This window comes from Monashia sp. HAY1-11D (assembly GCF_056868035.1).
This window is the reverse complement of sequence record NZ_CP200320.1, coordinates 153,255-177,494: the sequence shown is the minus strand read 5'-3', so window position 1 is coordinate 177,494 and position 24,240 is coordinate 153,255. Positions and strand designations below refer to the sequence as shown.

At 73.1% G+C, this 24,240-nt stretch carries 18 protein-coding genes and 1 pseudogene; 10 read left to right on the top strand and 9 right to left on the bottom strand.

Going from position 1 to position 24,240, the window contains the following annotated elements; genetic code table 11:
- Positions 1-12: 12 nt before the first annotated feature.
- The 3 genes and pseudogenes from AC1VM9_RS00735 to AC1VM9_RS00725 all read left to right on the top strand — a co-directional run.
- The gene (locus AC1VM9_RS00735; RefSeq protein ID WP_481341791.1) at positions 13-1,134 is read left to right on the top strand and encodes a GuaB3 family IMP dehydrogenase-related protein; all 1,122 of its coding nucleotides are present in this window, start codon (positions 13-15) and stop codon (positions 1,132-1,134) included.
- Positions 1,135-1,447: 313 nt separating this feature from the next.
- Positions 1,448-4,096 carry a bifunctional glycosyltransferase/CDP-glycerol:glycerophosphate glycerophosphotransferase gene (locus AC1VM9_RS00730; RefSeq protein WP_483120593.1) on the top strand — a complete coding sequence of 883 codons (2,649 nt, stop codon included), beginning with the start codon at positions 1,448-1,450 and terminating at the stop codon, positions 4,094-4,096.
- A 133-nt stretch (positions 4,097-4,229) separates the two neighbouring features.
- Positions 4,230-4,961: pseudogene (locus AC1VM9_RS00725) on the top strand (glycosyltransferase family 2 protein); the annotation flags it as partial.
- A 209-nt stretch (positions 4,962-5,170) separates the two neighbouring features.
- Here AC1VM9_RS00725 and AC1VM9_RS00720 read toward each other — a convergent pair.
- Complete coding sequence (locus AC1VM9_RS00720; protein ID WP_483120591.1) at positions 5,171-5,587, bottom strand: hypothetical protein; 417 nt, start codon at positions 5,585-5,587, stop codon at positions 5,171-5,173.
- Positions 5,588-5,607: 20 nt separating this feature from the next.
- On the opposite strand from AC1VM9_RS00720, the gene AC1VM9_RS00715 reads away from it, so the two are divergent.
- Complete coding sequence (locus AC1VM9_RS00715; RefSeq protein WP_483120590.1) at positions 5,608-7,017, top strand: CDP-glycerol glycerophosphotransferase family protein; 1,410 nt, start codon at positions 5,608-5,610, stop codon at positions 7,015-7,017.
- On the opposite strand, the gene AC1VM9_RS00710 is transcribed toward AC1VM9_RS00715, so the two are convergent.
- Positions 6,933-8,612, bottom strand: coding sequence for a glycosyltransferase family 2 protein (locus AC1VM9_RS00710; protein ID WP_481345250.1), 1,680 nt, complete (start codon positions 8,610-8,612; stop codon positions 6,933-6,935). The genes AC1VM9_RS00715 and AC1VM9_RS00710 overlap by 85 nt on opposite strands.
- 247 nt (positions 8,613-8,859) lie before the next feature.
- Here AC1VM9_RS00710 and AC1VM9_RS00705 point away from each other — a divergent pair, with 247 nt between their 5' ends.
- The gene (locus tag AC1VM9_RS00705) at positions 8,860-11,010 is read left to right on the top strand and encodes an acyltransferase family protein (RefSeq protein WP_481345249.1); all 2,151 of its coding nucleotides are present in this window, start codon (positions 8,860-8,862) and stop codon (positions 11,008-11,010) included.
- 59 nt (positions 11,011-11,069) lie between these two features.
- Positions 11,070-12,818 carry a GMC oxidoreductase gene (locus AC1VM9_RS00700; RefSeq protein WP_481345248.1) on the top strand — a complete coding sequence of 583 codons (1,749 nt, stop codon included), beginning with the start codon at positions 11,070-11,072 and terminating at the stop codon, positions 12,816-12,818.
- Positions 12,819-13,062: 244 nt separating this feature from the next.
- On the opposite strand, the gene mnhG is transcribed toward AC1VM9_RS00700, so the two are convergent.
- From mnhG to AC1VM9_RS00665, 7 genes are all read right to left on the bottom strand, one after another.
- The gene (gene mnhG / locus AC1VM9_RS00695; RefSeq protein ID WP_481342251.1) at positions 13,063-13,440 is read right to left on the bottom strand and encodes a monovalent cation/H(+) antiporter subunit G; all 378 of its coding nucleotides are present in this window, start codon (positions 13,438-13,440) and stop codon (positions 13,063-13,065) included.
- On the bottom strand, positions 13,437-13,817 hold the full coding sequence (locus AC1VM9_RS00690) for an MrpF/PhaF family protein (protein WP_481345247.1): 381 nt from the start codon (positions 13,815-13,817) through the stop codon (positions 13,437-13,439). Before AC1VM9_RS00690 ends, mnhG begins: the two co-directional genes overlap by 4 nt.
- On the bottom strand, positions 13,814-14,590 hold the full coding sequence (locus tag AC1VM9_RS00685; RefSeq protein WP_481345246.1) for a Na+/H+ antiporter subunit E: 777 nt from the start codon (positions 14,588-14,590) through the stop codon (positions 13,814-13,816). Before AC1VM9_RS00685 ends, AC1VM9_RS00690 begins: the two co-directional genes overlap by 4 nt.
- The gene (locus tag AC1VM9_RS00680) at positions 14,587-16,308 is read right to left on the bottom strand and encodes a Na+/H+ antiporter subunit D (protein WP_481345245.1); all 1,722 of its coding nucleotides are present in this window, start codon (positions 16,306-16,308) and stop codon (positions 14,587-14,589) included. Before AC1VM9_RS00680 ends, AC1VM9_RS00685 begins: the two co-directional genes overlap by 4 nt.
- Positions 16,301-16,846 carry a Na(+)/H(+) antiporter subunit C gene (locus AC1VM9_RS00675; protein ID WP_481345244.1) on the bottom strand — a complete coding sequence of 182 codons (546 nt, stop codon included), beginning with the start codon at positions 16,844-16,846 and terminating at the stop codon, positions 16,301-16,303. The genes AC1VM9_RS00680 and AC1VM9_RS00675 overlap by 8 nt, the downstream gene beginning before the upstream one ends.
- Entirely contained in the window at positions 16,843-19,776 is a 2,934-nt protein-coding gene (locus AC1VM9_RS00670) for a Na+/H+ antiporter subunit A (RefSeq protein WP_481345243.1), read from the bottom strand. The genes AC1VM9_RS00675 and AC1VM9_RS00670 overlap by 4 nt, the downstream gene beginning before the upstream one ends.
- 76 nt (positions 19,777-19,852) lie before the next feature.
- On the bottom strand, positions 19,853-20,551 hold the full coding sequence (locus AC1VM9_RS00665; protein WP_481345242.1) for a hypothetical protein: 699 nt from the start codon (positions 20,549-20,551) through the stop codon (positions 19,853-19,855).
- Between the two features lie 126 nt (positions 20,552-20,677).
- Here AC1VM9_RS00665 and AC1VM9_RS00660 point away from each other — a divergent pair, with 126 nt between their 5' ends.
- The 4 genes from AC1VM9_RS00660 to AC1VM9_RS00645 are packed head-to-tail and all read left to right on the top strand — an operon-like array spanning position 20,678 to position 24,233.
- Positions 20,678-21,577, top strand: coding sequence for an SURF1 family protein (locus tag AC1VM9_RS00660; protein ID WP_481345241.1), 900 nt, complete (start codon positions 20,678-20,680; stop codon positions 21,575-21,577).
- The gene (locus AC1VM9_RS00655; protein WP_481345240.1) at positions 21,574-21,948 is read left to right on the top strand and encodes a DUF3817 domain-containing protein; all 375 of its coding nucleotides are present in this window, start codon (positions 21,574-21,576) and stop codon (positions 21,946-21,948) included. The genes AC1VM9_RS00660 and AC1VM9_RS00655 overlap by 4 nt, the downstream gene beginning before the upstream one ends.
- Positions 21,949-21,993: 45 nt before the next feature.
- Positions 21,994-23,577, top strand: a complete 1,584-nt coding sequence (guaA, locus tag AC1VM9_RS00650; RefSeq protein WP_481345239.1) for a glutamine-hydrolyzing GMP synthase — start codon at positions 21,994-21,996, stop codon at positions 23,575-23,577.
- Entirely contained in the window at positions 23,574-24,233 is a 660-nt protein-coding gene (locus tag AC1VM9_RS00645) for a phosphatase PAP2 family protein (protein ID WP_481345238.1), read from the top strand. Before guaA ends, AC1VM9_RS00645 begins: the two co-directional genes overlap by 4 nt.
- The last annotated feature ends 7 nt before the right edge of the window (positions 24,234-24,240 follow it).

Sequence of the window (24,240 nt, the reverse complement as noted above, 5' to 3'; positions counted from 1 at the left end):
TAGGATCGGCCGGTGACCGAGATCGAGATTGGCCGAGGCAAGCGCGGACGCCGCGCGTACTCCTTCGACGACATCGCGGTCGTGCCCTCGCGGCGCACCCGTGACCCCGAGGAGGTCTCGGTCGCCTGGCAGATCGACGCCTACCACTTCGACATCCCGGTCATGGCCGCGCCGATGGACTCGGTCGTCTCGCCCGAGACGGCCATCGCGCTCGGCAAGCTCGGCGCCCTGCCGGTCCTCGACCTCGAGGGGCTGTGGACCCGCTACGAGGACCCGACGGCCCAGCTGCGCGAGATCGCGGCGATCGAGCCGGAGGCGGCGACGAGCCGGATGCAGGAGATGTACGCCGAGCCGATCAAGCCCGAGCTCATCACCGAGCGGTTGCGCCAGCTGCGCGAGGCCGGTGTCACCGTCGCGGGGGCCCTGTCGCCGCAGCGCACGCAGCAGCACTGGAAGACCGTCGTCGACGCCGGCGTCGACCTGTTCGTCATCCGCGGCACGACGGTGTCCGCGGAGCACGTGTCGGGGCGCGCCGAGCCGCTCAACCTCAAGCGCTTCATCTACGAGCTCGACGTGCCGGTCATCGTCGGCGGGGCCGCGTCGTACACCGCGGCCCTGCACCTCATGCGCACCGGCGCGGCCGGCGTCCTCGTCGGTTTCGGCGGCGGCGCGGCGCACACGACCCGCACGGCCCTGGGCATCCACGCACCGATGGCCTCGGCCGTCGCCGACGTCGCGGCCGCCCGCCGCGACTACCTCGACGAGTCCGGTGGCCGGTACGTCCACGTCATCGCCGACGGCGGCGTCGGGACCTCCGGTGACATCGTCAAGGCGATCGCGTGCGGCGCGGACGCCGTCATGCTCGGCGCGGCCCTCGCCCGCGCCACCGACGCCCCGGGTGGTGGCTACCACTGGGGACCCGAGGCCCACCACGCCGAGCTGCCGCGCGGGGAGCGCATCGAGCTCGGCAGGCAGGCCTCCCTCGAGGAGATCCTCTTCGGTCCGGGCCGCCGGGCCGACGGGACGACGAACATCGTCGGTGCCCTGCGGCGCGCCATGGCCACCACCGGCTACTCCGACGTCAAGGAGTTCCAGCGCGTCGAGGTCGTCGTCTCGCCGTACCTCGGCAACTGACCGACATCCCGACGTCCCGGGTCCCGACGTCCTCGGTCCCGATGCACCGCAGCCGGCTGACCGCGTCACGGCTGCGGCACCCGCCCGCGGCGGTGCGCGTCGTCGTCCGCGCGCATACGCCCCTTTGATGGGTGTGCGATGGGTACGGCATGGGTGCCGGGTGGGCGTCAGACGCATCGGTGGTTAGGATCGGTCGATCGCGTTCCGCCAGGGGGTGGCCAGGAACGCGTTCGTGCGGTCCTGCCTGCCGCACCCTCCGCCGACGACGACAGCAGCGCAGGATGCCCTCCTGCGCGGGAAGGCCCGTTGACCCATGACCGACCCCACCCCCGAGACGACGCCGAGCTCCACCACGTCCCCCACCTCGGGTGCGCCGGGTAGGCCACTGTTCAGCATCGTCACCGCGGTGTACGACGTGTCGCGGTACCTGCCGGAGTTCTTCGCCTCGATCGAGGCGCAGACCTTCGACCTGTCCCGCCTGCAGGTCGTCCTCGTCGACGACGGGTCCACCGACGACAGCCTCGAGGTGGCCCGCGCCTGGGCCGAACGGGTGTCGTTCGAGGTCGTCGTGCTGACCCAGGAGAACGCCGGCCAGGCCGCGGCGCGCAACGCCGGCCTCGAGGTGGCGACGGGCGAGTGGGTGACGTTCACCGACCCGGACGACACCGTCAACCCGGCGTACCTGTCCTCGATGGCGACCTTCGCCACGCAGCACCCTGACGTCCAGTTCCTGTCCAGCAACGTCGTCCTGCGGATGGAGGCCACGGGCGAGGAGCGCAAGCACCCACGCTGGCGGATGTACGGCAGCAACCTGCTCGTCGACCTCGACGTGGCCACCTCGTTCATCCCGGGCAGCTCGACCACGTCGGCGATGCGTCGCGACGTCATCGGCGACCTGCGGTTCAACCCGGGACTGCGTCCGAACTTCGAGGACGGCGACTTCGCGGTCCGCTACCTGCTGCGCGCGCCGAACCGGCGCACCGGCTTCCTCGCCTCGGCGAAGTACTTCTACCGCAAGCGGGCGGACCAGTCCTCGACGCTGCAGACGGGCATCTCTGCGCTCGGCCGGTATGCCACCGTCCCGCGGGACGGGTACCTGGCGCTGCTGCGCGAGGCCACCGAGCAGTTCGGCCGCGCCCCGATGTGGGTCCAGCACGTCGTCCTCTACGAGCTGTCGTGGTACTTCTCGGCCGAGGACGCCATGGGCGCGTCGGCCGCTGCCATCGAGGGTGAGCTCGCGGCGTCGTTCCGCGAGGTCCTTGCGCGGATCGCCCAGCTCCTCGACGCCGACGTCGTCGACTCCTTCGACATCCGCAAGCTGCAGCCGCACTGGCGCGACATCCTCCTGCACGGCCTCGGCACCGAGCCGTGGCACACCCCGTACGTCGTCACCGACCGGTACGACCGGGTCAAGCGCCAGGTGCGCGTCCGGTACCGCTACGTCGGCGAGCCGCCGACCGAAGAGGTCTACACGCGCGGGTCCGTCGCGACCCCGCGCCACGCCAAGCTGCGCGCCATCGAGTTCTTCGGCGACACGCTCATGTGGGAGCGGGTGCTCTGGGTCGACGCCCGCGGCACCCTCGAGGTCCGTCTCGACGGGAAGCGTGTCGAGCTGTACGGCGACTGGCCGGGGCAGCGAACGCGCGCCCTCGGCGCCAAGGCCATCGCCCGTCGCTTCCGTCCCGTGCCCAAGCGGCGCAAGGAGGTGCTCGCGCAGCTCAAGGTCGACCCGGTGCGGCTCCTGGCGGCGCGGCCGCAGGTGCGCAAGGTCTTCGGGGACGCGTGGGTGCTCATGGACCGGATCCACGACGCGAACGACTCGGGCGAGATCCTGTTCCGGTACCTGCGCGATCACCGTCCGGAGATCAACGCCTGGTTCGTCGTGGAGAAGGACACGGCGGACTGGAAGCGCCTCAGGGCCGACGGGTACGGCAGCAGGCTGGTCGCGCACGGGTCGCTGCGGTGGAAGCTGCTCATGATCAACGCCGCCCACCTCGTCTCCTCGCACATCGACAAGCCGGTGCAGGAGCCGCCGGCCGTCATGCGGCACGTGCCGATGCCGCGCTGGCGCTTCACGTTCCTGCAGCACGGCGTCATCAAGGACGACCTGTCGCGTTGGCTCAACCCCAAGCGCATCGACGTGTTCGTGACGTCGACGCCGGGGGAGTACGAGTCCATCGCGGGCGAGGGGTCGCCGTACGTGTTCACCGACAAGGAGACGGTGCTGACCGGGCTGCCGCGTTTCGACCGGCTGCACGAGAAGGCGCAGCAGTTCACCGGTGAGGGCTGTGACCTGATCCTCGTGGCGCCGACGTGGCGCAACTGGCTGGTGCCGCCGCTGAAGCCGGGCAGCCAGCGTCGGGTCATCGACGCGCGGTTCTTCCAGACCGAGTACGCGCAGGCGTGGACGGCGTTCCTGACCAGCCCCGAGCTGGCCGAGCTGGCGCAGCGGACCGGTCGGCGCGTGGCGTTCCTGCCGCACCCGAACATCCAGCCGGTGCTGGCCAAGATGGACCTGCCGGGGCACGTGCTGCCGCTGTCGTTCGAGGGTGCCGACGTGCAGGAGTACTTCGCGCGGGCGGCGGTGCTGGTGACGGACTACTCGTCGATGGCGTTCAACACCGCGTACATGGACCGGCCGGTGGTGTACTTCCAGTTCGACGAGGCGCGGGTCATGGCCGGGGGGCACGTGGGGCGGGCGGGGTACTTCCAGTACCGGCGGGACGGTTTCGGGCCGGTCGTGGACAAGGCCGAGGACGCGGTGCGCGCGGTCGTGCAGATCGCCGAGCACGGGTATGCGGCGACGCCGGAGTACCAGGCGCGGATCGAGGCGACGTTCCCGATGCGTGACGGGCGGTGCTGCGAGCGGGTCACCGCCGCCATCGAGGCCCTCGACGGCGTCACGGCCGAGCCCAAGGGGGCCGTGGTCGCGGACGCAGCGGAGCTGAGCCCGGCGGGCTGACCACACCCGCCGGGCCGCACCCGCGCTACGCGTCACGCGGTCCGCATCCGGCGCTCCGCCCGTTCGACCCGGTCCTGCGCCCGGCGCGCCCGGGGCCGTTCCTCCGGGCGGCCACGGGGGCCCGGTCTACCATGTGGCGGGTACGGCCGCGGCTCGGGACGCGCGCCCCGCACCTGCCTGCGGGACCGTCTCCGGTGGTGGCTCGCCTCATGGTCGAAAGGGACGGGACGTGGTCGCAGCGAGGGCAACGGGAGCGGAGCGACCGGCAGGGGTCGATGGATCCCCCGGACCGACCTTCTCGGTCGTCTCGGCCGTCTACGACGTCGCCCGCTACCTGCCCGAGTTCTTCGAGTCGCTCGAGAAGCAGGACTACGACCCGTCGCGCCTGCAGGTCGTCGCGGTCGACGACGGCTCGACCGACGACAGTCTCGGAGTCCTCCGCGCGTGGGCTGGGCGCGCCCCGTTCGAGGTCGTCGTGCTGACCCAGGAGAACGGCGGGCAGGCCGCGGCACGCAACGCGGGCCTCGAGCGTGCCACCGGCGACTGGGTCACCTTCACCGACCCGGACGACACCCTCGACGCGGGTTTCTTCTCCGCGGTCGCCGCGTTCGTCGGGCGCCACCCCGAGGTGTGCTTCGTCTCGGCGAACATGGTGCTGCACCTGGAGTCCACGGGCACCCTCGCCAAGCATCCGCGGGCCAAGATGTTCGCGGCGGGCGACACGCTCGTCGACCTCGACACCGCCACCTCCTACATCCCGAACAGCGCCACGTCCTCGGTCCTGCGGCGCGACCTCGTGGGGGACCTCCGGTTCAACCACCGGCTGCGTCCGAACTTCGAGGACGGCGACTTCGCGGCCCGCTACCTCATGGCGGCTCCGACGCGTCGCACCGGCTTCCTCGCGTCGGCGAGGTACGTCTACCGCAAACGCGCCGACCAGTCCTCGACGCTGCAGACCGGGATCTCGGCCACGGGCCGCTACGGCGTCGTACCACGCGAGGGCTACCTCGCGTTGCTCGTCGACGCCAGGGAGCAGTGGGGCGCCGTCCCCATGTGGCTGCAGAACACCATCCTCTACGACCTGTCCTGGTACTTCTCGTCCGAGGACGCCATGGCCAGCTCGGCGTCGGCCATCGACGGCGAGCTCGGCGCCGAGTTCCGCCACACCCTGCGCGAGATCGCCGACCTGCTCACTCCCGACGTCGTCGACTCCTTCGGCATCCGCAAGCTGCAGCCGCACTGGCGCGACATCCTCCTGCACGGCCTCGCGGACACCTCCTGGCACACCCCGTACGCCGTGACGGACCGGTTCGACCGCGCCACCAGGGTCGTGCGGCTGCGGTACCGGTACGTCGGTGAGGCGCCGTCGGAGCAGTTCCGCTTCCAGGGCGTGCCGACGGCTCCGTTGCACGCGAAGACCCGCCGGATGGACTTCTTCGGCGCGACCGTGATGTGGGAGCGGGTGCTCTGGGTCCCGGCCGGCGGCACCATCGAGCTTCCTGGTCGACGGCGTGCGGCTCGACCTCGCCGAGGAGTGGGAGGGTGTCCACGTCCGCGCGCTGGGAGCCAAGGCGCTCGCCGACCGGTTCCGCAAGGCGCAGCAGGGCAGGCGTCCGAGCAAGCGCGAGGCGGCTCGCCGGCTCAAGGTCGACCCGGTGCGGCTCCTGGCGGCGCGGCCGCAGGTGCGCAAGGTCTTCGCGGACGCGTGGGTGCTCATGGACCGGATCCACGACGCGAACGACTCGGGCGAGATCCTGTTCCGGTACCTGCGCGATCACCGCCCGGAGATCAACGCCTGGTTCGTCGTGGAGAAGGACACGGCGGACTGGAAGCGCCTCAGGGCCGACGGGTACGGCAGCAGGCTGGTCGCGCACGGGTCGCTGCGGTGGAAGCTGCTCATGATCAACGCCGCCCACCTCGTCTCCTCGCACATCGACGTGCCCGTCCAGCGCCCACCGGCGGTGGTCGCGCACCTTCCACACCCGAGGTGGAAGTTCACGTTCCTGCAGCACGGCGTCATCAAGGACGACCTGTCGCGTTGGCTCAACGAGAAGCAGGTCGACGTGTTCGTGACGTCGACGCCGGGGGAGTACGAGTCCATCGCGGGCGAGGGGTCGCCGTACGTGTTCACCGACAAGGAGACGGTGCTGACCGGGCTGCCGCGTTTCGACCGGCTGCACGAGAAGGCGCAGCAGTTCACCGGTGAGGGCTGTGACCTGATCCTCGTGGCGCCGACGTGGCGCAACTGGCTGGTGCCGCCGCTGAAGCCGGGCAGCCAGCGTCGGGTCATCGACGCGCGGTTCTTCCAGACCGAGTACGCGCAGGCGTGGACGGCGTTCCTGACCAGCCCCGAGCTGGCCGAGCTGGCGCAGCGGACCGGTCGGCGCGTGGCGTTCCTGCCGCACCCGAACATCCAGCCGGTGCTGGCGAAGATGGACCTGCCGGGGCACGTGCTGCCGCTGTCGTTCGAGGGTGCCGACGTGCAGGAGTACTTCGCGCGGGCGGCGGTGCTGGTGACGGACTACTCGTCGATGGCGTTCAATACCGCGTACATGGACCGGCCGGTGGTGTACTTCCAGTTCGACGAGGCGCGGGTCATGGCCGGGGGGCACGTGGGGCGGGCGGGGTACTTTCAGTACCGGCGGGACGGTTTCGGGCCGGTCGTGGACAAGGCCGAGGACGCGGTGCGCGCGGTCGTGCAGATCGCCGAGCACGGGTATGCGGCGACGCCGGAGTACCAGGCGCGGATCGAGGCGACGTTCCCGATGCGTGACGGGCGGTGCTGCGAGCGGGTCACCGCCGCCATCGAGGCCCTGAACCGTCCGTCGGTGCGTTCTCAGTCCGAGGGCCTCGACGGGTCCGCGAACGTCGCACCCGCGACGAGGGGCCTCAGGGCCAGGTTGCCGTTGCGCGTCCGGTAGGCGTGCCACGGCCCGTCGCGTCCGGGCACGTCGAGCGTCGGCAGGTCGGAGCCTGCCGGCACCTCGACGGGTTGCGCGGCCCCGGCACGCACGACCCGCAGGGCCGCGAGCGCCCGCGCGGCGAGGCCGCGGCGGGCGAAGGACGCCTTGACGTCGAAGGCCTTCGGGACCGGGCGGCCGGGCCGCCCGTCGGGCAGGACGAGCGCGCCGGAGAACCGGCCGTCGTGGACCCGGACGGCACAGTCCGCGACGACGGCCGACGAGTCGCGGTCGACGAGCTCGAGTCGCAGGGCCGCCGTCGGACCGAGGGTGCGGGCGCCGTCGACGACGACGCCCTCGACGGTCAGCCGGGCACCCGCGCCGCCGACCGAGAGGGCCGTGACGGTGACCAAGTGCCGGCCCCGGACCGCCCGGGAGCGGACGACGTCGGTGAGGTCGTGCTCCGGACCGCTGTCCTCCGGCGTCCGGTACGGCCACCACCAGCGGTCCGCACGGCAGTCCAGGGGCCGGTCGAGGTGCTGGCGCCGGTAGGCGAAGAGGCAGGCCGCCACCGCAGCCTCGGGCGTGCCGTCGACGAGCTCGCGGACCGCGAGCCGGTAGGGCTGCTCGAGCCCTGCCCGCAGGTCGGCGGGCACGTCGGCGAGGTAGCCGCGGGCGGCGGCGACGAACTCCGAGCGGTACGCCGCGTCGCGGGCGTCGAGGTCCTTGCCGTAGAGGGCGAGGTCGTGACGGACGAACTTGTCCAGCTTCGCCGCGGTGAGGTCCGGGCGGCCCTCGAGGTAGCCGTCGATGGCTCGGTTGGCGGTGATCCGGTCGCGGAAGTTGGCGATCTCGTGGCGGCGGGCCGTGATCGACTCCTCGCCGGCGACGTTGTTGACGTACCAGAGGTACACCGTCTCCGGCATCGTGGCGATCCGGCGGGCCCGGGCCCAGAGCGCGACGGTGAAGGGCTGGTCCTCGTAGAGGATCCGCTCGGGGAAGCGGATGCCCTCCTCGGCCAGGAACGCCCGCCGGACGACCTTGGCCACGGCGATGGTGTCGTGCCAGAGCGGTGATCCCGGCGCGAGCGGCTCGACCGGGCCGGACACGTAGGCCGTGGCCGGCAGCGGCGTCGTGCGACCGGTGCGCTCGTTGAAGCGCGCGACCCCGCCGGCCGCGACGTCGGCGTCGAGGGCCACGGCGAGGTCCACGAGCCGGCGGAGCGTGCCCGGCAGGTACTCGTCGTCGCTGTCGCAGAACGCGACGTACGTGCCGCGGGCCTCGGCGATGCCGAGGTTGCGCGGGGCTCCGGGGGCCCCGTCGTTCTCCCCGCGGTGCACGACCCGGACCCGGCGGTCGGACGCCGCGAGGCGGTCGGCGACCTCGCCCGTGCCGTCGGTGGACCCGTCGTCGACGACGAGGACCTCGATGCCCGGCCCGTCCCAGGCCGCGAGCACCGAGGCGACCGCCCGCGGCAGGCGCTCCGCGTCGTCGAAGACGTTCGAGATGACGGTGAGCAGCGGGGCCGGTGCCGCGTCCCCGGCCGCGTCCGAGGCGGCGGGTGCGCCGTCGGTGGGGTCGTCGGCCGTGCCGTCGAGGGCCGCGTCCTGGGGCACGTCGGGGCCTTCCGTGGGGAGGGGGCGAACCGCCCGGGCGAGGGCGGCGCGGCGCCCATCCTAACGACGCGTTCGGGCGCACCGGCCGCCCCGCGGCGGCTTCGAGGCGCCCACGGCGCGCGGTTGGGTGGGCCCAAGGTTGGTGCGTTAGGTTGTCGAGGTCCATCCCGGCCCGGACGGCGCCTCGTCGCGCCGCCGCGCCCGCGTACGCACCGGCCGCGAGCCGGCCGAGAGCACGGAGCAGTCCTTGGCAGCACCCGACGCAGCGAGCCCCGCGATCGTCGGCGGGGTCACCGAGGCGACCCCGCGCGAGCAGCCCGGCCCCTCCGCCCCGCAGCGCGCCGTCCCGGCCGGCCCGCGCAAGGACATCCAGGCGCTTCGCGCCATCGCGGTCGCCCTCGTCGTCCTCTACCACTTCTGGCCCAAGCGGCTCACGGGCGGCTACATCGGTGTCGACGTCTTCTTCGTCATCTCCGGCTTCCTCATCACCCTGCACCTGCTCGAACGGCCGATCCGGCGGGTCTCCGACCTCTTCGCCTTCTGGGCCCGCCGGGTGCGGCGGCTCATCCCGGCCGCCACCCTCGTGCTCGTCGTCACGCTCGGCGCGAGCTTGCTGTGGCTGCCGCAGACGGTCCACGAGCGGGTGGCCAACGAGGTCATCGCCTCGGCGCTCTACGTCGAGAACTGGTTCCTCGCCCTCACCTCGACCGACTACCTCGCCACCGACCAGCTGCACTCGGCGACCCAGCACTACTGGTCGCTGTCGGTCGAGGAGCAGTTCTACATCATGTGGCCGGTCCTCATCGGCCTCGCGTTCCTCGTCTGCCGCCGCCTCGGCCGGTCCTTCCGCTTCGCGCCGCTCGCCGTCATCGCGGTCGTCAGCGGCGCCTCACTCGCGTTCTCCGCCTGGTTCACGCAGGAGGACGCCGCCCAGGCCTACTTCGTCTCGACGACGCGCATCTGGGAGCTCGGCGTCGGGGCCGCCCTCGCCGCGGCGGTGCACGCGGGGCTGCGGCTGCGCGGCAGGCTGGGCCGGTCCGTGCTGCTGTGGGGTGGCCTGGTCGCCATCGGCTGGTCGGCGTGGACCTTCACCGGCGCCACTCCTTTCCCCGGCGTCGCGGCTCTCCTGCCGACGCTCGGCACCGCCGCCGTCATCGCGGCCCGGTCCGACGACCTGCGCCCCGGGCCGTACGCGTTGTGGTCGCGGCGCCCGGTCCAGTGGCTCGGCGACGTCTCCTACTCGGTGTACCTCTGGCACTGGCCGGCCATCGTCATCGCCCCGTTCGTCCTCGACGACGACAACGTCCGCTGGTGGCAGAAGATGCTCCTGCTCGGCCTCGTGCTCGTCCTGTCGGGTCTGACCAAGCGCTGGGTCGAGGACCTCATGCGGTTCACGCCGAGCATCGCCCGCAGCACGAGGCGCTCGTTCGTCCTGCTCGCCGTCTGCCTGGCGGCCTCCCTCGGCGTGGCGGGAGCCGCCCACGTCGCCATCGCGCGGGCCGAGGCGCAGACCGCCGGCCCGATCGACACCGCTGCCGCCTGCGTCGGCGCCGACTACTACCGCAACGCCGCCTGCGCGGGGCGTGAGGTGGCGATGCTGACCAACCCGGTCCGCGCCGCCGACGACAAGCCGCAGGTGTACGCCGACGACTGCTGGAACAACCGTCCCTTCACGCGTCGGAAGGTGTGCAGCTACGGCCCGAAGAACGCCACGGTCAGGGTGGCGCTCTACGGCAACTCGCACGCCGGCCAGTGGTTCCCGCCGATCCTGCGCACGGCGAAGGACCGTGGCTGGCGGGTCGACACCTACATCGCCTCCGAGTGCTACTCCGTCGACATTCCGGTCTCCTTCGGCACGAAGGCTCTCGAGGACAACTGCATGGCTTACAACCAGTGGGCCCGCGACCGCATCTCCTCTGGCGGCTACGACCTCGTCGTGATGTCGGACCGCACGTTCCAGCCGCTCGCCGGGGTGCCCGCAGTGAAGAAGGTGCAGACCGCGAAGGCCGCCTACAACCGGGTCATGGACACCTTCGTCCGGGCCGGGGCGCGCGTCCTCGTCATCCGCGACACGCCGGGTGCGGCCTCGAGCGTGCCCGACTGCGTGGCCCGCTACCCCGACGACGTGGCCCGGTGCGCGACCACGGAGAAGGTCGGCCCCGGAACCGGCCTCGAGCCCGACCCGCTCGCCGACGCAGCGGCGGAGCGATCGGGCCCCGCGGTGACCCGTCTCGAGGTCACCGACCTGCTCTGCCGTGACGGCACGTGCCCGGCGGTCCTCGGTGGCCTCATCACGTACTTCGACCACGGCCACATGACGACCTCGTTCTCCATGACCCTCTACCCGGAGGTGTCCGAGGCGCTGCGCCGCGCGCTGGCGGGGGTCCCCGGCGCCTGACGCGTGAGGCAGGTTACTGTCGGTAGCCTGCGACCCCTCGGCTGGCTAGGGTCGGTGCCATGAGCACCGAGGCGAGCCCCGACGGCGTGGCGCAGGACGCACCGGACGAGCCGAGCGAGCCCGCTGGGCGCGCCCGTCGGCACACCCGGGCCGGCCGGTGGGACCATGACGTCGTCGTCATCGGCTCGGGGTTCGGCGGCTCCGTGGCGGCCCTGCGCCTGGCGGAGAAGGGCTACCGCGTCCACGTGTACGAGGCGGGCCGGCGCTTCGAGGACGAGGACTTCGCACGCACCAGCTGGGACGTGCGCCGGTACCTCTGGGCGCCCCGGCTCGGCTGCTTCGGGGTGCAGCGCATCCACCGGCTGCCCGACTGCCTCGTCCTCGCCGGCGCCGGCGTCGGTGGTGGGTCGCTCAACTACGCCAACACCCTGTACGTGCCACCCGAGGCGTTCTTCCGCGACGCCCAGTGGGCCCACATCACCGACTGGCGGGCCGAGCTCGCCCCGCACTACGCGACGGCCCAGCGGATGCTCGGGGTCACGGTCAACCCGTGCGAGGGACCGGTCGAGCAGGTCATGCGTCACGTCGCCGCCGACCTCGGTGTCGCCGACACCTTCCGCAAGACGCCCGTCGGCGTCTTCTTCGGTGAGCCCGGGCGGCGGGTCCCCGACCCGTACTTCGGCGGCGAGGGGCCCGAGCGCACGGGCTGCACCGAGTGCGGCAACTGCATGGTCGGCTGCCGGGTCGGCGCCAAGAACACCCTCGTCAAGAACTACCTCGCCCTCGCCGAGCGGCGCGGGGTCACGGTCGAGCCGCTGCGCACGGTCACGCGGCTGCGGCCGCTGGACGCCGCGCGCCCGGAGGCCGGCTACGCCGTGACGACCGTGCGGTCGGGCGCGTGGGGCCCCCGGCGCTCGGGCGCCCGGACCGTGACCGCGGGCCAGGTCGTCGTCGCGGCGGGCGCCTGGGGGACCGCCCAGCTGCTCCAGGCGATGCGGGTCGACGGGCTGCCGCACCTGTCGGACCGGCTGGGGCACCTGACGCGGACCAACTCCGAAGCCCTCGGCGGGGCCATGACGCAGCGGGTGCCACGCGGGGCCGACCTGACGAAGGGTGTCGCGATCACGTCGAGCTTCCACGTGTCCGACTCGACGCACGTCGAGAACGTCCGCTATGGAAGGGGCTCCAACCTCATGGGCGCGCTCGCCGTCATGCAGGTCGACGGCGGCGGGCGCGTGCCGCGCTGGGTGCGCTTCGCCGGGCAGGCGCTGCGACACCCGACGATCTTCGCCCGCTCGCTGTCGAGCCGGCGCTGGAGCGAGCGCACCGTCATCGCGCTCGTCATGCAGTCGCGCGACAACTCGATCACGGTTCGCCGTCGGCGGGGGCTGTTCGGCTGGCACCTCACCTCGATGCAGGGGCACGGTGAGCCGAACCCGACCTACATCCCCGAGGGCAACGAGGCGGTCCGTGCCATGGCGCGGCGGCTCGAGCAGGGCACGGGCGAGCGCGCCTGGCCCGGCTCGTCGATCGGCGAGATCCTCGACATCCCGATGACGGCGCACTTCCTCGGCGGTGCGGTCATCTCCGACTCGCCCGGGACCGGTGTCGTCGACCCGTACCACCGGGTCTGGGGCTACCCCGGGCTGCACGTCGTCGACGGCGCCGCGGTGTCGGCCAACCTCGGGGTCAACCCCAGCCTGACGATCACCGCCCAGGCCGAGCGGGCGATGTCGCTGTGGCCGGCGGCCGGTGAGCCGGACCGGCGCCCCGCCCAGGGGGAGCCGTACCGACTCGTGCCCGCCTGACGACCGCAGCGCGACGGGAGCGGGGTCGCGGGCCCGCTGGGGTGGATGGTGCGGGCCCGCGACCGTGGCGGGTGGAGCCGTCACCCCTCAGAGACGGCCCCACCCCTGGCGCACGGGCTGGCAACCGGTCGAGAAACAGCCCTGCACCGCGCTGACCAACGACGGCGAAGTCCCGGGGTTACGGGCTCGGCTCGCCAATCTCCGACGCGTTCGCCGACGTGGACCTTCGGCGTCGGGGCCGGCCTCAACGGGTGGGGTCCCAGCCCGAGCGCTCGAGAGCCTCGGAGAGCTCGTCGACGACGAGCGTTTCGCGGTCGACGCTGCCGTTGCGGTACGAGGCGCGGCCCACGAGGTGAGCGGAGACGGGGGCGGTGAGGAACTGTGTCGCGCCGACGAGCAGGAGCGTCGTCACGGCCGCCCACGTCCGAAGCGTCAGGGCCAGACCGAGCAGGACGAGGAACAGGCCGAGGCTCTGCGGCTTGGTCGCGGCGTGCAGCCGCGAGAGCGTGTCGGGGAACCGCGCGAGCCCGATGGCGCCGGCGAGACACAGGAGGGCGCCGAGCAGCAGGCACACGCCGCCGAGCGCGTCGAGGGTGGACAGCACCCACTGCGGCCCGCTCACGGCGCCTCCTCCGGGTCCTGGGTCGGGGGTGGCGTCGGCCGGACGCGGCCGACGGCTTCGGCCGTGTCGGTGGTGTAGGTGGTCTCGCGGGTGTCGGCGGGACCGCCGACGGCGTCGTCGTCGCGGTCCCGCGACAGGAACCGCGTGATCGCCACACCGCCCACGAAGGCGACGAGCCCGAGCACGACGAGCAGCGGCAGGTACGTGGCGGTGCGCTGACGCACCGACTCCAGCGCCACCCCCGCGATGACGACGACGAGGAGGATGTCGGTGGCCACGATGCGGTCGAGGTTGCTCGGCCCGCGCGCGATGCGGACGAGGACGATGACGGCGGCGACGCCGAGCATCGCGAGGGCGGCGAGGGCGATGGTGCTCACGCGTCCTCCCTTCCGGGGGTGAGGTCGGGGCGCTGGTCGGGGGGCTCGTCCGGGCCTTCGACGTCTCTTCCGACAGGGGGTTCGGCGGGTTCGGCCCGTCCTTGGACGGGGCGTTCGGCGGGGACGCGTCCGGTGCCCTCGGGATCGGCGGCGGCTGCGGTCTCGAGCGCCGCGATCTCGGCGTCCGAGCCGAAGGCGCGGACCACCCGCGCCTCGACGGCGAGCACGTGCCGGCGGCCCGCGTCGACGGCGCCCTCGCTGCCGACGTCGAGCAGGTGCAGGTACAGCACCGAGCTGGAGCGCCTCGCGTCGATGACGACCGACCCGGGGACCAGCGCGACGAGCTCGGCGGTGATCGTCAGGTAGAGGTCGGAGCGTGATCGCAGCTGCACCCCGACGACAGCGTTGCGGGGACGGCCGGGTCGCAGGGCGAGGCGCAGCACCTGCCAGGACGCCACGACGAGGTCCCCGATGAAGCGCGCCCCGAGCCAGGCGACGCGCAGGGGCCGGACGCGCCCGGCGAAGACGATGGAGGGCAGCGGGAACGCCCAGGTGACGAGGAGCCCGACGAGCAGGCCGTTGACGAGGTTGCCGAGGGAGACCCGGTCCCAGAGCAGCACCCAGACGACCGCGATGGCGGCGACGGCGCGCGGTTGGAACGCCCGGCGGCGACGGCGAGGCCCCTCGCCGCTGCCGGTCGCACCGGTGGCGCGGGCAGCGTCGGCAGCGTCGGCAGCGTCGGCGCCGTCGGTGGGTGGTGGGGGTGGTGTCATCGGCGCACCTCGGGCGGCAGGACCGTCGTCACGTAGGGCCGGCGGCTGTGCAGGTCCTCGGCCGCGCGCTGCGTGTAGCCGAAGAGCGGACCGGCGACGACCGTGATGAGCAGCCCGACGGCCGTCATCGCGGCGGTCGCCCCGACCATGAGCCGCGGGAGCGGCCTCGGGGCTCGGACGTGACCACCCACCTCGGAGGCCACCGCGACGCTGCCGCGGGTGGCGGCGGCCACCGGGCCGGGTGCCGAGCCGCCCGGACGGATCGTCGGCCGGACCGCGCCCGGCTCGTCCGAGGCGTCCGGCTCGTCCGAGGCGTCCGAGGCGTCCGACGCCTCAGAGGCCTCCGGCCGGGAGCGCCAGAACGCCTGGCTCCACGCCTTCGTCAGCGCGTAGAGCGTCAGCAGGCTCGTGACGACGCCGCCGACGACGAGCACCCAGGCCAGCGGCGTACCGAGCTCGATCCCGGCGTCGAGCAGCCCGACCTTGGCGAGGAACCCCGACAGCGGGGGGATGCCCGACAGGTTCATCGCCGACGCGAAGAAGAGCACGGCCAGGACCGGGGCCGATGCGGCGAGACCGCCGAGGCGGTCGAGGGAGGTGGTTCCCGCGTGTCGCTCGACGAGACCGGCGACGAGGAAGAGGGCGGTCTGGACGGTGATGTGGTGCGTGACGTAGAAGATCGCGCCGGCGGTCCCGTGCGGGCCCGCGAGGGCGATGCCGAAGACCATGTAGCCGATGTGGCTGACGAGGGTGAAGGACAGGATCCGCTTGAGGCCGGTCTGCGACACCGCGCCGAGGATGCCCACCATCATGGTCAGGAGCGCGGCCCACATGAGCAGGTCCTGCAGCGGAGAGGCCGGGAAGAGGAGGGTCTGTACCCGGATCATCGCGTAGACGCCGACCTTGGTCAGCAGGCCGGCGAACACCGCGGTGACCGGTGCCGGCGCGGTGGGGTAGCTGTCGGGCAGCCACGCCGACATCGGGAAGACGGCCGCCTTGATGCCGAACGCCGTCAACAGCGTCAGCTGCAGGACGAGGGCGACGCCGGGGGCCAGGCCCTCGACCCGGATCGCGAGCTGGGCGAGGTTGACGGTGCCGGTCGCGGCGTAGACGGCGGCGATCCCGACGAGGAAGAGGGCCGAGCTGATGAGGCTGACGACGACGTACGTCGTGCCGGCGTGGATGCGCGCGGCCGAGCCGCCGAGCGTCAGCAGGACGTAGGAGCTGAAGAGCAGGATCTCGAAGCCGACGAAGAGGTTGAAGAGGTCACCGGCGAGGAACGCGTTGGCGACGCCGGCCGACAGGACGAGGTAGGTCGGGTGGAAGATCGACAGCGGTGGGCTGTCGTCGTCCTCCTCCTCGTCGGCGTGACCCTGGCCGATGGCGAAGAGCAGGACGAGCAGGGTCACGACGCCGGACACGAGGAGCATCAGGGCGCTGAGGCGGTCCGCGACGAGGGAGATGCCGAGCGGCTCCTGCCATGCACCGAGCCAGAGCACCTGGGGGCCGTGGGCGTCGGTCTGCCACACGAGGACGCCGGCGACCGCGACGGTCGCGGTGAGCACGGCGATGCTCGTCGCCCGCTGCAGCCAGGGCGTGCGGCGGACCGCGAGGGTCAGGGCCGCCCCGAGCAGCGGCAGCAGGACCGGCAGCGGCAGCAGGTCGGGCACGAGGTCCGCACCGACGAGGGCCACGCTCGCGAGGCCCGGTTCAGCCACGCCCGCCACCCCCTCTGGTCGGGACGTCCTCGTGGGCGTCCTGGTGGGCGTCCTCGTGGGCGTGCTCGTGGACGTCCTCGCGGGCGTCCTCGTCGGAGGTCGTCGTCGGAGCCTCGGACGGGTCGTAGGTCTCCGAGGTCGAGTCCTCCTCGGCGAGGCGCAGGATGCGGGCGTCCTCGGCGTCGTCCGGCACGTCGTCGGCACCGGAGATCTGCCAGAGCCGGTAGGACAGCGCGAGGAGGAAGCCGACGGTCGCCAGGCTGATGACGATGGCCGTGAGCACCATCGCCTGGGGGAGCGGGTCGCTGATCGACGCCGCGTCCTCGCCGACGAACGGCGCGCGCCCCGCTCGCCCGCTGGCGACGAGGTAGAGCACCGCGACGCCGTTGCCGATGAGGACGACGCCGAGCAGGACGCGCACGAGGCTGCGGTCCAGGACGAGCGCGGTGCCGATGGCGACGAGGCCGGCCGTGACGAGGACGAGGGTGAGGTTCGGCTCGAGCGTCCGCTCGATGAGCAGGGGTGCGAGCGCGGTCATGGCTGCACCCGCGGGTTGGTGGGCGCGGCAGGCGCGGCAGGCGCGACGGCCGGGAGGGGCTCGGCGTCGGTCTCCTCGGCGATCTGCCGGTCGATGCCGGTGCCGAGGCTGCGCACGATGTCGAGCATCATCCCGACGACGATGAGGTAGACGCCGACGTCGAAGAGCAGCGACGTGACGAGGTGGACCTCGCCCCACGGCCAGAGCGTGACGTCGATAGCCGTGGTCTCGAGGACGGTGCCGCCGAAGGCCAGCGGCGCGAGCGCCGAGCCGACCACGACGAGCAGGCCGAGGCCGACGACGAGTCCGGCGTCGAACGGCGCCGCCTCGTCGAGCTCGTACCGGCCGCCGGCGAGGTAGCGCACGACGAGGGCCAGACCCGCGACGAGCCCACCGGCGAACCCGCCGCCGGGCTGGTTGTGGCCGGAGAAGAGGAGGAACAGCGACGCGGCGAGCATGACGTGGAAGACGAGCCGGGTCACCACCTCGAAGATCACCGACCGCTTCTCCTTGCGCAGCGTCCGCCCGCCCTGCAGCCACGTGCCACGCGTCGGGTTGCTCGCCGGCAGGTCCTTGGCGCTCGCGCGCGACAGGCGGGTGTTGCGCGTCCGGACGAAGATGAGGCTCGCGACTCCGGTGGCGGCCGCGACGAGCACCGACACCTCGCCGAGGGTGTCCCACGCGCGGATGTCGACGAGGGTGACGTTGACGATGTTCTTGCCGTGGCCGAACGCATAGGCCTGCGTGGGGAACCCCGCCGACACCGGGTCGGTGGAGCGACCGCCGGCGGCGACGAGCGTGATGGCCCCGACCGAGCAGCCGACGGCGGCCCCGAGCGCGAGGCGCCAGGTCCGGGCGGGCGAGTGCCGGTGCCGCGTGAACTTGGTCGGCAGCCGCCGCAGCGCGAGGACGAACACGACGAGCGACACGGTCTCGACGAGCATCTGGGTGATCGCGAGGTCCGGCGCGCCGTGGACGATGAAGAGCGTCGAGACGCCGTAGCCGGTGACCCCGACGAGCATGACGGCCGTGAGCCGGCGGCGCGTCACGAGGACGAGGACCGCCGCCGCGAGGATGACGAGACCCACGACGGCCTGGCCGGCGTTGTCCCACCAGCGGACCCGTGGCAGGTGTCCCTGGGTGACCGCGGCCAGCCCGGGCAGCAGGACGAACACGAGCAGGATGCCGGTCAGGTAGATGGGCAGCGACCCGCGCTGGGTCACGGCGGTGGTCTCGACGGCGCCCCGGTCGACCCACCGCAGCGTGCGGGCGAAGGCGCGCTCACCGTCGACGAGCGCGGGCACACCGGCCTGCGCGCGCGACACGGCGTCGCGGCGCCAGAAGAGCACGAGCCCCGCGGCGATCGAGACGAGCGACAGGACCAGCGGCACGGTCAGCCCGTGCCAGAGGGCGAGGGGCGCGGGCGGCGGTCCCAGCGGCAGCTCCTCCGCGTACGGCACGAGCCACGCGGACTCGAGTGGTGCGAGGAGACCGAGCAGGAGGCTGCCGGTGCCGAGCAGGAGCGGCGCGAGGACGAAGCCCGGGTGGGGCACCCGCACCGGCGTCGGCGCCCGGCCCGGCTTCGTGGCGAAGGCGCCCCAGAGGAACCGCGCCGTGTACGCCGTCGTCAGCGCCGACCCGACGACGGCGCCGGCGACGGCGAGCCACCCGTACGCCGGGGGCAGCGGCACCCCGGTCTCGACGTCCTGCCACAGCGACTCGAGCGCGCTCTCCTTCGACACGAAGCCGGCGAGGGGGATGACGCCGGCCATCGACAGCGCCGCGAGCGAGGCCGGCACCGACACCGGCAGCAGCCGACGACCGACGCCGGACAGCAGCCGCAGGTCGCGCGTGCCGGTGGCCTTGTCGACGACCCCGACGGTGAGGAACAGCGTCGACTTGAAGAGGGCGTGCGCGATGACGAGGGCGAGGGCGGCGAGCCCGGCGGCGCGGGTCCCGAGCCCGGTCACGGCGACGATGAAGCCGAGCTGGCTGACGGTGCCGTAGGCGAGGAGCAGCTTGATGTCGTGCTGGCGCAGGGCCCGCCAGCCACCGACCGACATCGTCAGCAGGCCCAGACCCAGGGTCAGGACGTGCCAGGCCGGCGCGCCCGCGAACGCCGGGGCGAGGAGGGCCACGAGGTAGATGCCGGCCTTGACCATGGCGGCCGCGTGCAGGTAGGCGCTGACCGGTGTCGGCGCGGCCATGGCGCCGGGGAGCCAGAAGTGGAACGGCACGAGGGCCGACTTCGACAGCGCCCCGACGAGGAGGAGCACGACGGCGGCGACGGTGACGGTGTCGAGGCGCGGTGGGTCGGCGAGCAACCCCGAGATCGAGTACGTGTGGTGCACGCCGAGGGCGATGATGCCGACGAGCATGGCCAGGCCGCCGAAGGTCGTGACGACGAGGGCCTGCATCGCCGCGCGGCGGTTGGTCGAGCTGGCGGGGTTGTGCCCGATGAGCAGGTAGGAGAAGACGGTCGTCAGCTCCCAGAAGACGTAGAGCAGGAGGAAGTTGTCGGTCAGGACGAGCCCGAGCATCGCGCCGGCGAACGCCGTGAAGACCGAGGTGAACCGCCACAGGGTCGGGTCGTCGTCGGTGAAGTACCACGTGCAGTAGAGCAGGACGAGGGCACCGACTCCGGTCACGAGCAGCGCGAGCACCCACTGCAGGGTCGAGAGCCGGAAGTCGAGGTCGAGGCCGAGGCCCGGTACCCACGGCACCCGCTCCACCGGGCCGTGGCCGTCGCGGACGTCTGCCCCCACCGAGACGAGCCAGCCGAACGACACCGCCGGGACGAGGGCCAGCACCGCGAACGCCCGGGTCCGCAGCGACCTCGCGAGAAGGGGTGCGACGAGGGCCGCGGCGAGGTGGAGGATGAGCAGGTGCGCCACGGCGGCCCCTCGGTCGTCGGTCGGCAGGTCGTCCACGCGCGTCCGGCGGCCCGGAGGTCGTGAGCCCCAATCCTACGTGCCACCCGCGGGTGGGCCGAGCCCCGAGGCCGGCTCAGAAGGTGACGAACGTCCGGCGGGCGAGGAAGAACCCGTGCCGGCCGGCCCGGTCCACGCACGTGACGCCCGCCTCCTCGCTGAGGCACTGCACGGGCCCGGGCGCAGACGTCCGCGCGCCGTAGCCGAGCGTGGGCACGTCGGCGTGCGCCACCGCGTCGGTGTTGCAGACCGGGACCGCGCCGCGCGCGGTCAGCTCGATGCGGCCGATGTCGGGGGCGCCGCCCGGCGGGCACAGCCCGGCCTGGGGCGGCGCGACGCGGCCCTCGACCACCTCGCAGGCGGGCGCCGACGAGCCCCCGGTGACGACGCAGCGCAGGTTGCCGCTCGGGCTGACGAAGGCCGACGTGACGCCGGCGGCCGGCTTCGCGCCGGCGACGCGCGCGGCCGCCTCGGCGAAGGAGTGGGGAGCGCCGCGCTGGGGCCCGGCGGCCAGGGCGGTCGGCACGGCCGTCGTCGTCGCGGTCTGCGTCGGCACGGGCGTCGTGCCGGGTGAGGCCGAGCCGGTCGTGCCCGGCCCCGACGCCGGCGGGTCCACGACGACCGTGACGGTCGTGGTCGGGGCGGGGATGTCGGTGGCGCCGCAGCCCGAGACCGCGACCGCCACGAGGGCGACGACGGCACCGAGGACGGCGACGGGCACCGGGCGCGCGCGGACCGCGGCACCGCGGGCGGGAGGGGTCGTCCGGCCGTGCATGGGCCCCGAGTCTGGCACGACCGCAACGGGACCGCGCGACCACGTCCACCGCCACGAGCCTCCGGGTTGCCTCGACCGCCTCGACCGCCTCGACCGACCCGCTCGGGGGTGACCTACGCTGGGGACGTGCTCCGCCGACTGCTCACGCCGCGCTGGGTGGCCTTTCTCGCGGGGCTGCTCGTCGTCGTCGCGGCCTGCGTCCTGCTCGGCATGTGGCAGCTCGGGGTCGCGCGTGACCACGGCCGTGAGGACGCCGTCTCGGCCGCCGCGCAGCTGGGCCGCGCGCCGCTCTCGCAGGTCACGGCGCCGCACCGGCCCTTCGCGCCCGAGCTGTCGAACCGTCGCGTGAGCGTCACGGGCACCTACGACGCGTCGCGGTCGTTCCTCGTCGTCGACCGTCGCCTCGGCGCTCGCAGCGGGTCGTGGGTCGTCACCCCGCTCGACACGGGGTCGGGGACCGTCGCGGTGCTCCGTGGCTTCGTTCCGGGCACCCCGGCCTCCGCTCCCGCGCCCCCCGCCGGACCCGTCACCGTCCTCGGCACCCTGGGCCCCGGGGAGTCGCCGCGCACCGGCGACCCGCTCCAGGGACGGCAGCGCCGGTCCATCGACCTCGCCGCGCTCGTCAACGAGTGGCCCGGCGACCTCTACAACGCCGTCGTCTTCGCCTCGGCCGAGCACGTCGGCACCGACGCGTCCGACGCGTCCGGCACGACCGTGACGGCCCCGGGCCTGACCCGGGTGCCGCCCCCGACGCTCGACGCACCGCTCAACCTCCGCAACGCGGCCTATGCCGTGCAGTGGTGGGTCTTCGGCGTCTTCGCCATCTGGATGGCGTGGAAGATGTTCCGCGCCGAGCACGAGGCCGAGCACGGCACCGAGCACGACACCGAGCACGAGACCGGACCACCGGCCCAGCGCGAAGCGACGCCGGAGGAGGGCGGGCAGACGCCGGACGGCGTGTCCGCCGCGTCCGCGTCCGAAGCCCGCCGTCCCAGTGAAAGCCCGAGAGAGAGCGCCACGACGTGAGCACGTACCCCCAGACCCTGGCCAAGCCCCGGCAGATCCGCTCGGCCCTGTCCGCCTACCGCGTCCTCGCGATCGTCGCGGGCATCGCGCTCTTCGTGCTCCTGCTCGAGATGGTCATGAAGTACGCGCTCCACCAGACCAACGTCCTGACGCAGTACTGGAGCCCCATCCACGGCGTCATCTACATGGGGTACGCGGCGTCGGTGGCCAACCTCGGCCTCAAGGCCGGCTGGGGGCCGGTCCGCATCGTCAAGAACCTCCTCGCCGGCTTCGTGCCCGTCGTGCCGTGGGTCGCCGAGCGGCGCAACACCGCCGAGACCGAGGCCCTCCTCGCCCGCGCCTACGTCGCCGGCGAGGGCACGGGCGCCTGACCGGCGGCGTCCGGACCGCCCAACGCCAGCCACTAGGCTGTCCGGGTGACCGACGCGCACGACCTGCAGAGCCATCCCGTCCTCGTCGTCGACTTCGGCGCCCAGTACGCCCAGCTGATCGCCCGCCGGGTGCGCGAGGCGAACGTCTACAGCGAGGTCGTGCCGCACTCGACGACCGTCGCTGACCTGCTGGCGAGGAAGCCTGCCGCGATCATCCTGTCCGGCGGCCCGAGCTCGGTGTACGAGGAGGGCGCGCCGCGTCTGGACCCGGCGCTGCTCGAGGCCGGCGTGCCGGTCTTCGGCATGTGCTACGGGTTCCAGTCGATGGCCCAGGCGCTCGGCGGCGTCGTCGCCCGCACCGGCTCGCGCGAGTACGGCAAGACGGCCGCGACGATCACAGGCACCGGCTCCACGCTCTTCGACGGCCAGCCCGCCGACCAGGTCGTGTGGATGTCGCACGGCGACTCCGTGACCGAGGCGCCGCAGGGCTCGGTCGTCACCGCGTCCACCGCGGGGACGCCGGTGGCGGCCATCGAGGACGACGCCCGACGCCTCTACGGTGTCCAGTGGCACCCCGAGGTGCTGCACTCCGAGCAGGGCCAGCGGGTCCTCGAGAACTTCCTCTGGAAGGGCGCGGGCATCGCGCCGGAGTGGACCGCCTCGAACGTCGTCGACGACCTCGTGGAGTCGATCCGCGAGCAGGTGGGCGAGGACCGCGTCCTGTGCGCCCTGTCCGGCGGCGTCGACTCCTCCGTCGCGGCGGCGCTCGTGCAGAAGGCCGTCGGCGACCAGCTGACGTGCGTCTTCGTCGACCATGGCCTGCTGCGTGAGGGCGAGGCCGAGCAGGTCGAGAAGGACTTCGTCGAGGCCACCGGCGTCGACCTCGTCGTCGTCGACGCCCGTGAGCGTTTCCTCGACGCGCTCGCCGGGGTCACCGACCCCGAGACGAAGCGCAAGATCATCGGCGAGCAGTTCATCCGGGTCTTCGAGCAGGCGGCCCGCGACGTCGTCCACGACCGCGGCGACGAGGAGCACCCCGTCAAGTGGCTCGTCCAGGGCACGCTCTACCCCGACGTCGTCGAGTCCGGCGGCGGCGAGGGCGCGGCCAACATCAAGAGCCACCACAACGTCGGGGGCCTGCCCGACGACCTGCAGTTCTCGCTCATCGAGCCGCTGCGCACGCTCTTCAAGGACGAGGTGCGCCAGGTCGGGCTCGAGCTGGGCGTGCCCGAGGTCATCGTGTGGCGCCAGCCGTTCCCGGGCCCCGGCCTCGGCATCCGGATCATCGGTGCCGTCGACGCCGAGCGTCTCGCCGTGCTGCGCCGCGCCGACGCCATCGCCCGCGAGGAGCTGACGAAGGCCGGTCTCGACCGCGACATCTGGCAGTGCCCCGTCGTGCTGCTCGCCGACGTCCGCTCGGTCGGCGTCCAGGGCGACGGCCGCACGTACGGTCACCCGGTCGTGCTGCGCCCGGTCGCCTCCGAGGACGCCATGACCGCCGACTGGGCCCGCGTGCCCTACGACGTCCTCGCGACGATCTCGACGCGCATCACCAACGAGGTCGAGGAGGTCAACCGGGTCGTCCTCGACGTCACGAGCAAGCCGCCGGGCACCATCGAGTGGGAGTGAGCGGCTCGGCCCGTGACCGCCCACGGCGAAACCCGTGGGCGCGGACGGTGCCGCTGCTGCTCCTCGTCGCGCTCGTGGCGCTGACGGTCGGTGTCGTGCGGGAGGGGCGGGTCTACCGCCTCGACGACGCCGTCCTGGCCCTGACCCCGGGGGAGACCGGAGGCCCCACGCTGCTGCACGCGCTGGCCTACCTCGTCGTCGACCTCGCGACCCCCGCTCTCGGTGTCGCCGTCGTCCTGCTCGTCGCCGGGTGGCTCTCGTGGCGGTGTCGGGACCCGGGTCCCCTCGTGGTCGCGACTCCCGCGATCGTGCTGCTCACGACCACCGTGCTCGTCGGCAAGGCCGTCATCGACCGCGCGGCACCGGGCTTCGACGCCGTCGTCGCGCACGACGGGTCCTACCCGTCCGGTCACACGGCGACGGCCCTCGTGTGCGCGGGCGTGCTGGCCGAGATCGTGTCGCGACTGCGGCCGCACCGGCGTCGGGCGGCGTGGGGTGCGGCGACCTGCTGGACGCTCCTCGTCGTCCTCGGGCTGCTCTGGCTGCACTTCCACTGGCTCAGCGACGTCGTCGGGTCGGTCCTGCTCGCCGCGCTCCTGCTCTGGCTGCTGCTGCGCTGGCCGTGGCGCCTCGGCGAGCGGATCAGCCGACACTAGGGTGGAG

Excerpts from the sequence above, each read along its gene's own strand:
- AC1VM9_RS00730 (WP_483120593.1), top strand. The coding sequence starts at position 1,448 with ATGACCGACCCCACCCCCGAGACGACGCCGAGCTCCACCACGTCCCCC.
- AC1VM9_RS00720 (WP_483120591.1), bottom strand. The coding sequence starts at position 5,587 with ATGGTGCCGCCGGCCGGGACCCAGAGCACCCGCTCCCACATCACGGTC.
- AC1VM9_RS00700 (WP_481345248.1), top strand. The coding sequence starts at position 11,070 with ATGAGCACCGAGGCGAGCCCCGACGGCGTGGCGCAGGACGCACCGGAC.
- AC1VM9_RS00685 (WP_481345246.1), bottom strand. The coding sequence starts at position 14,590 with ATGACACCACCCCCACCACCCACCGACGGCGCCGACGCTGCCGACGCT.
- AC1VM9_RS00675 (WP_481345244.1), bottom strand. The coding sequence starts at position 16,846 with ATGACCGCGCTCGCACCCCTGCTCATCGAGCGGACGCTCGAGCCGAAC.
- AC1VM9_RS00665 (WP_481345242.1), bottom strand. The coding sequence starts at position 20,551 with ATGCACGGCCGGACGACCCCTCCCGCCCGCGGTGCCGCGGTCCGCGCG.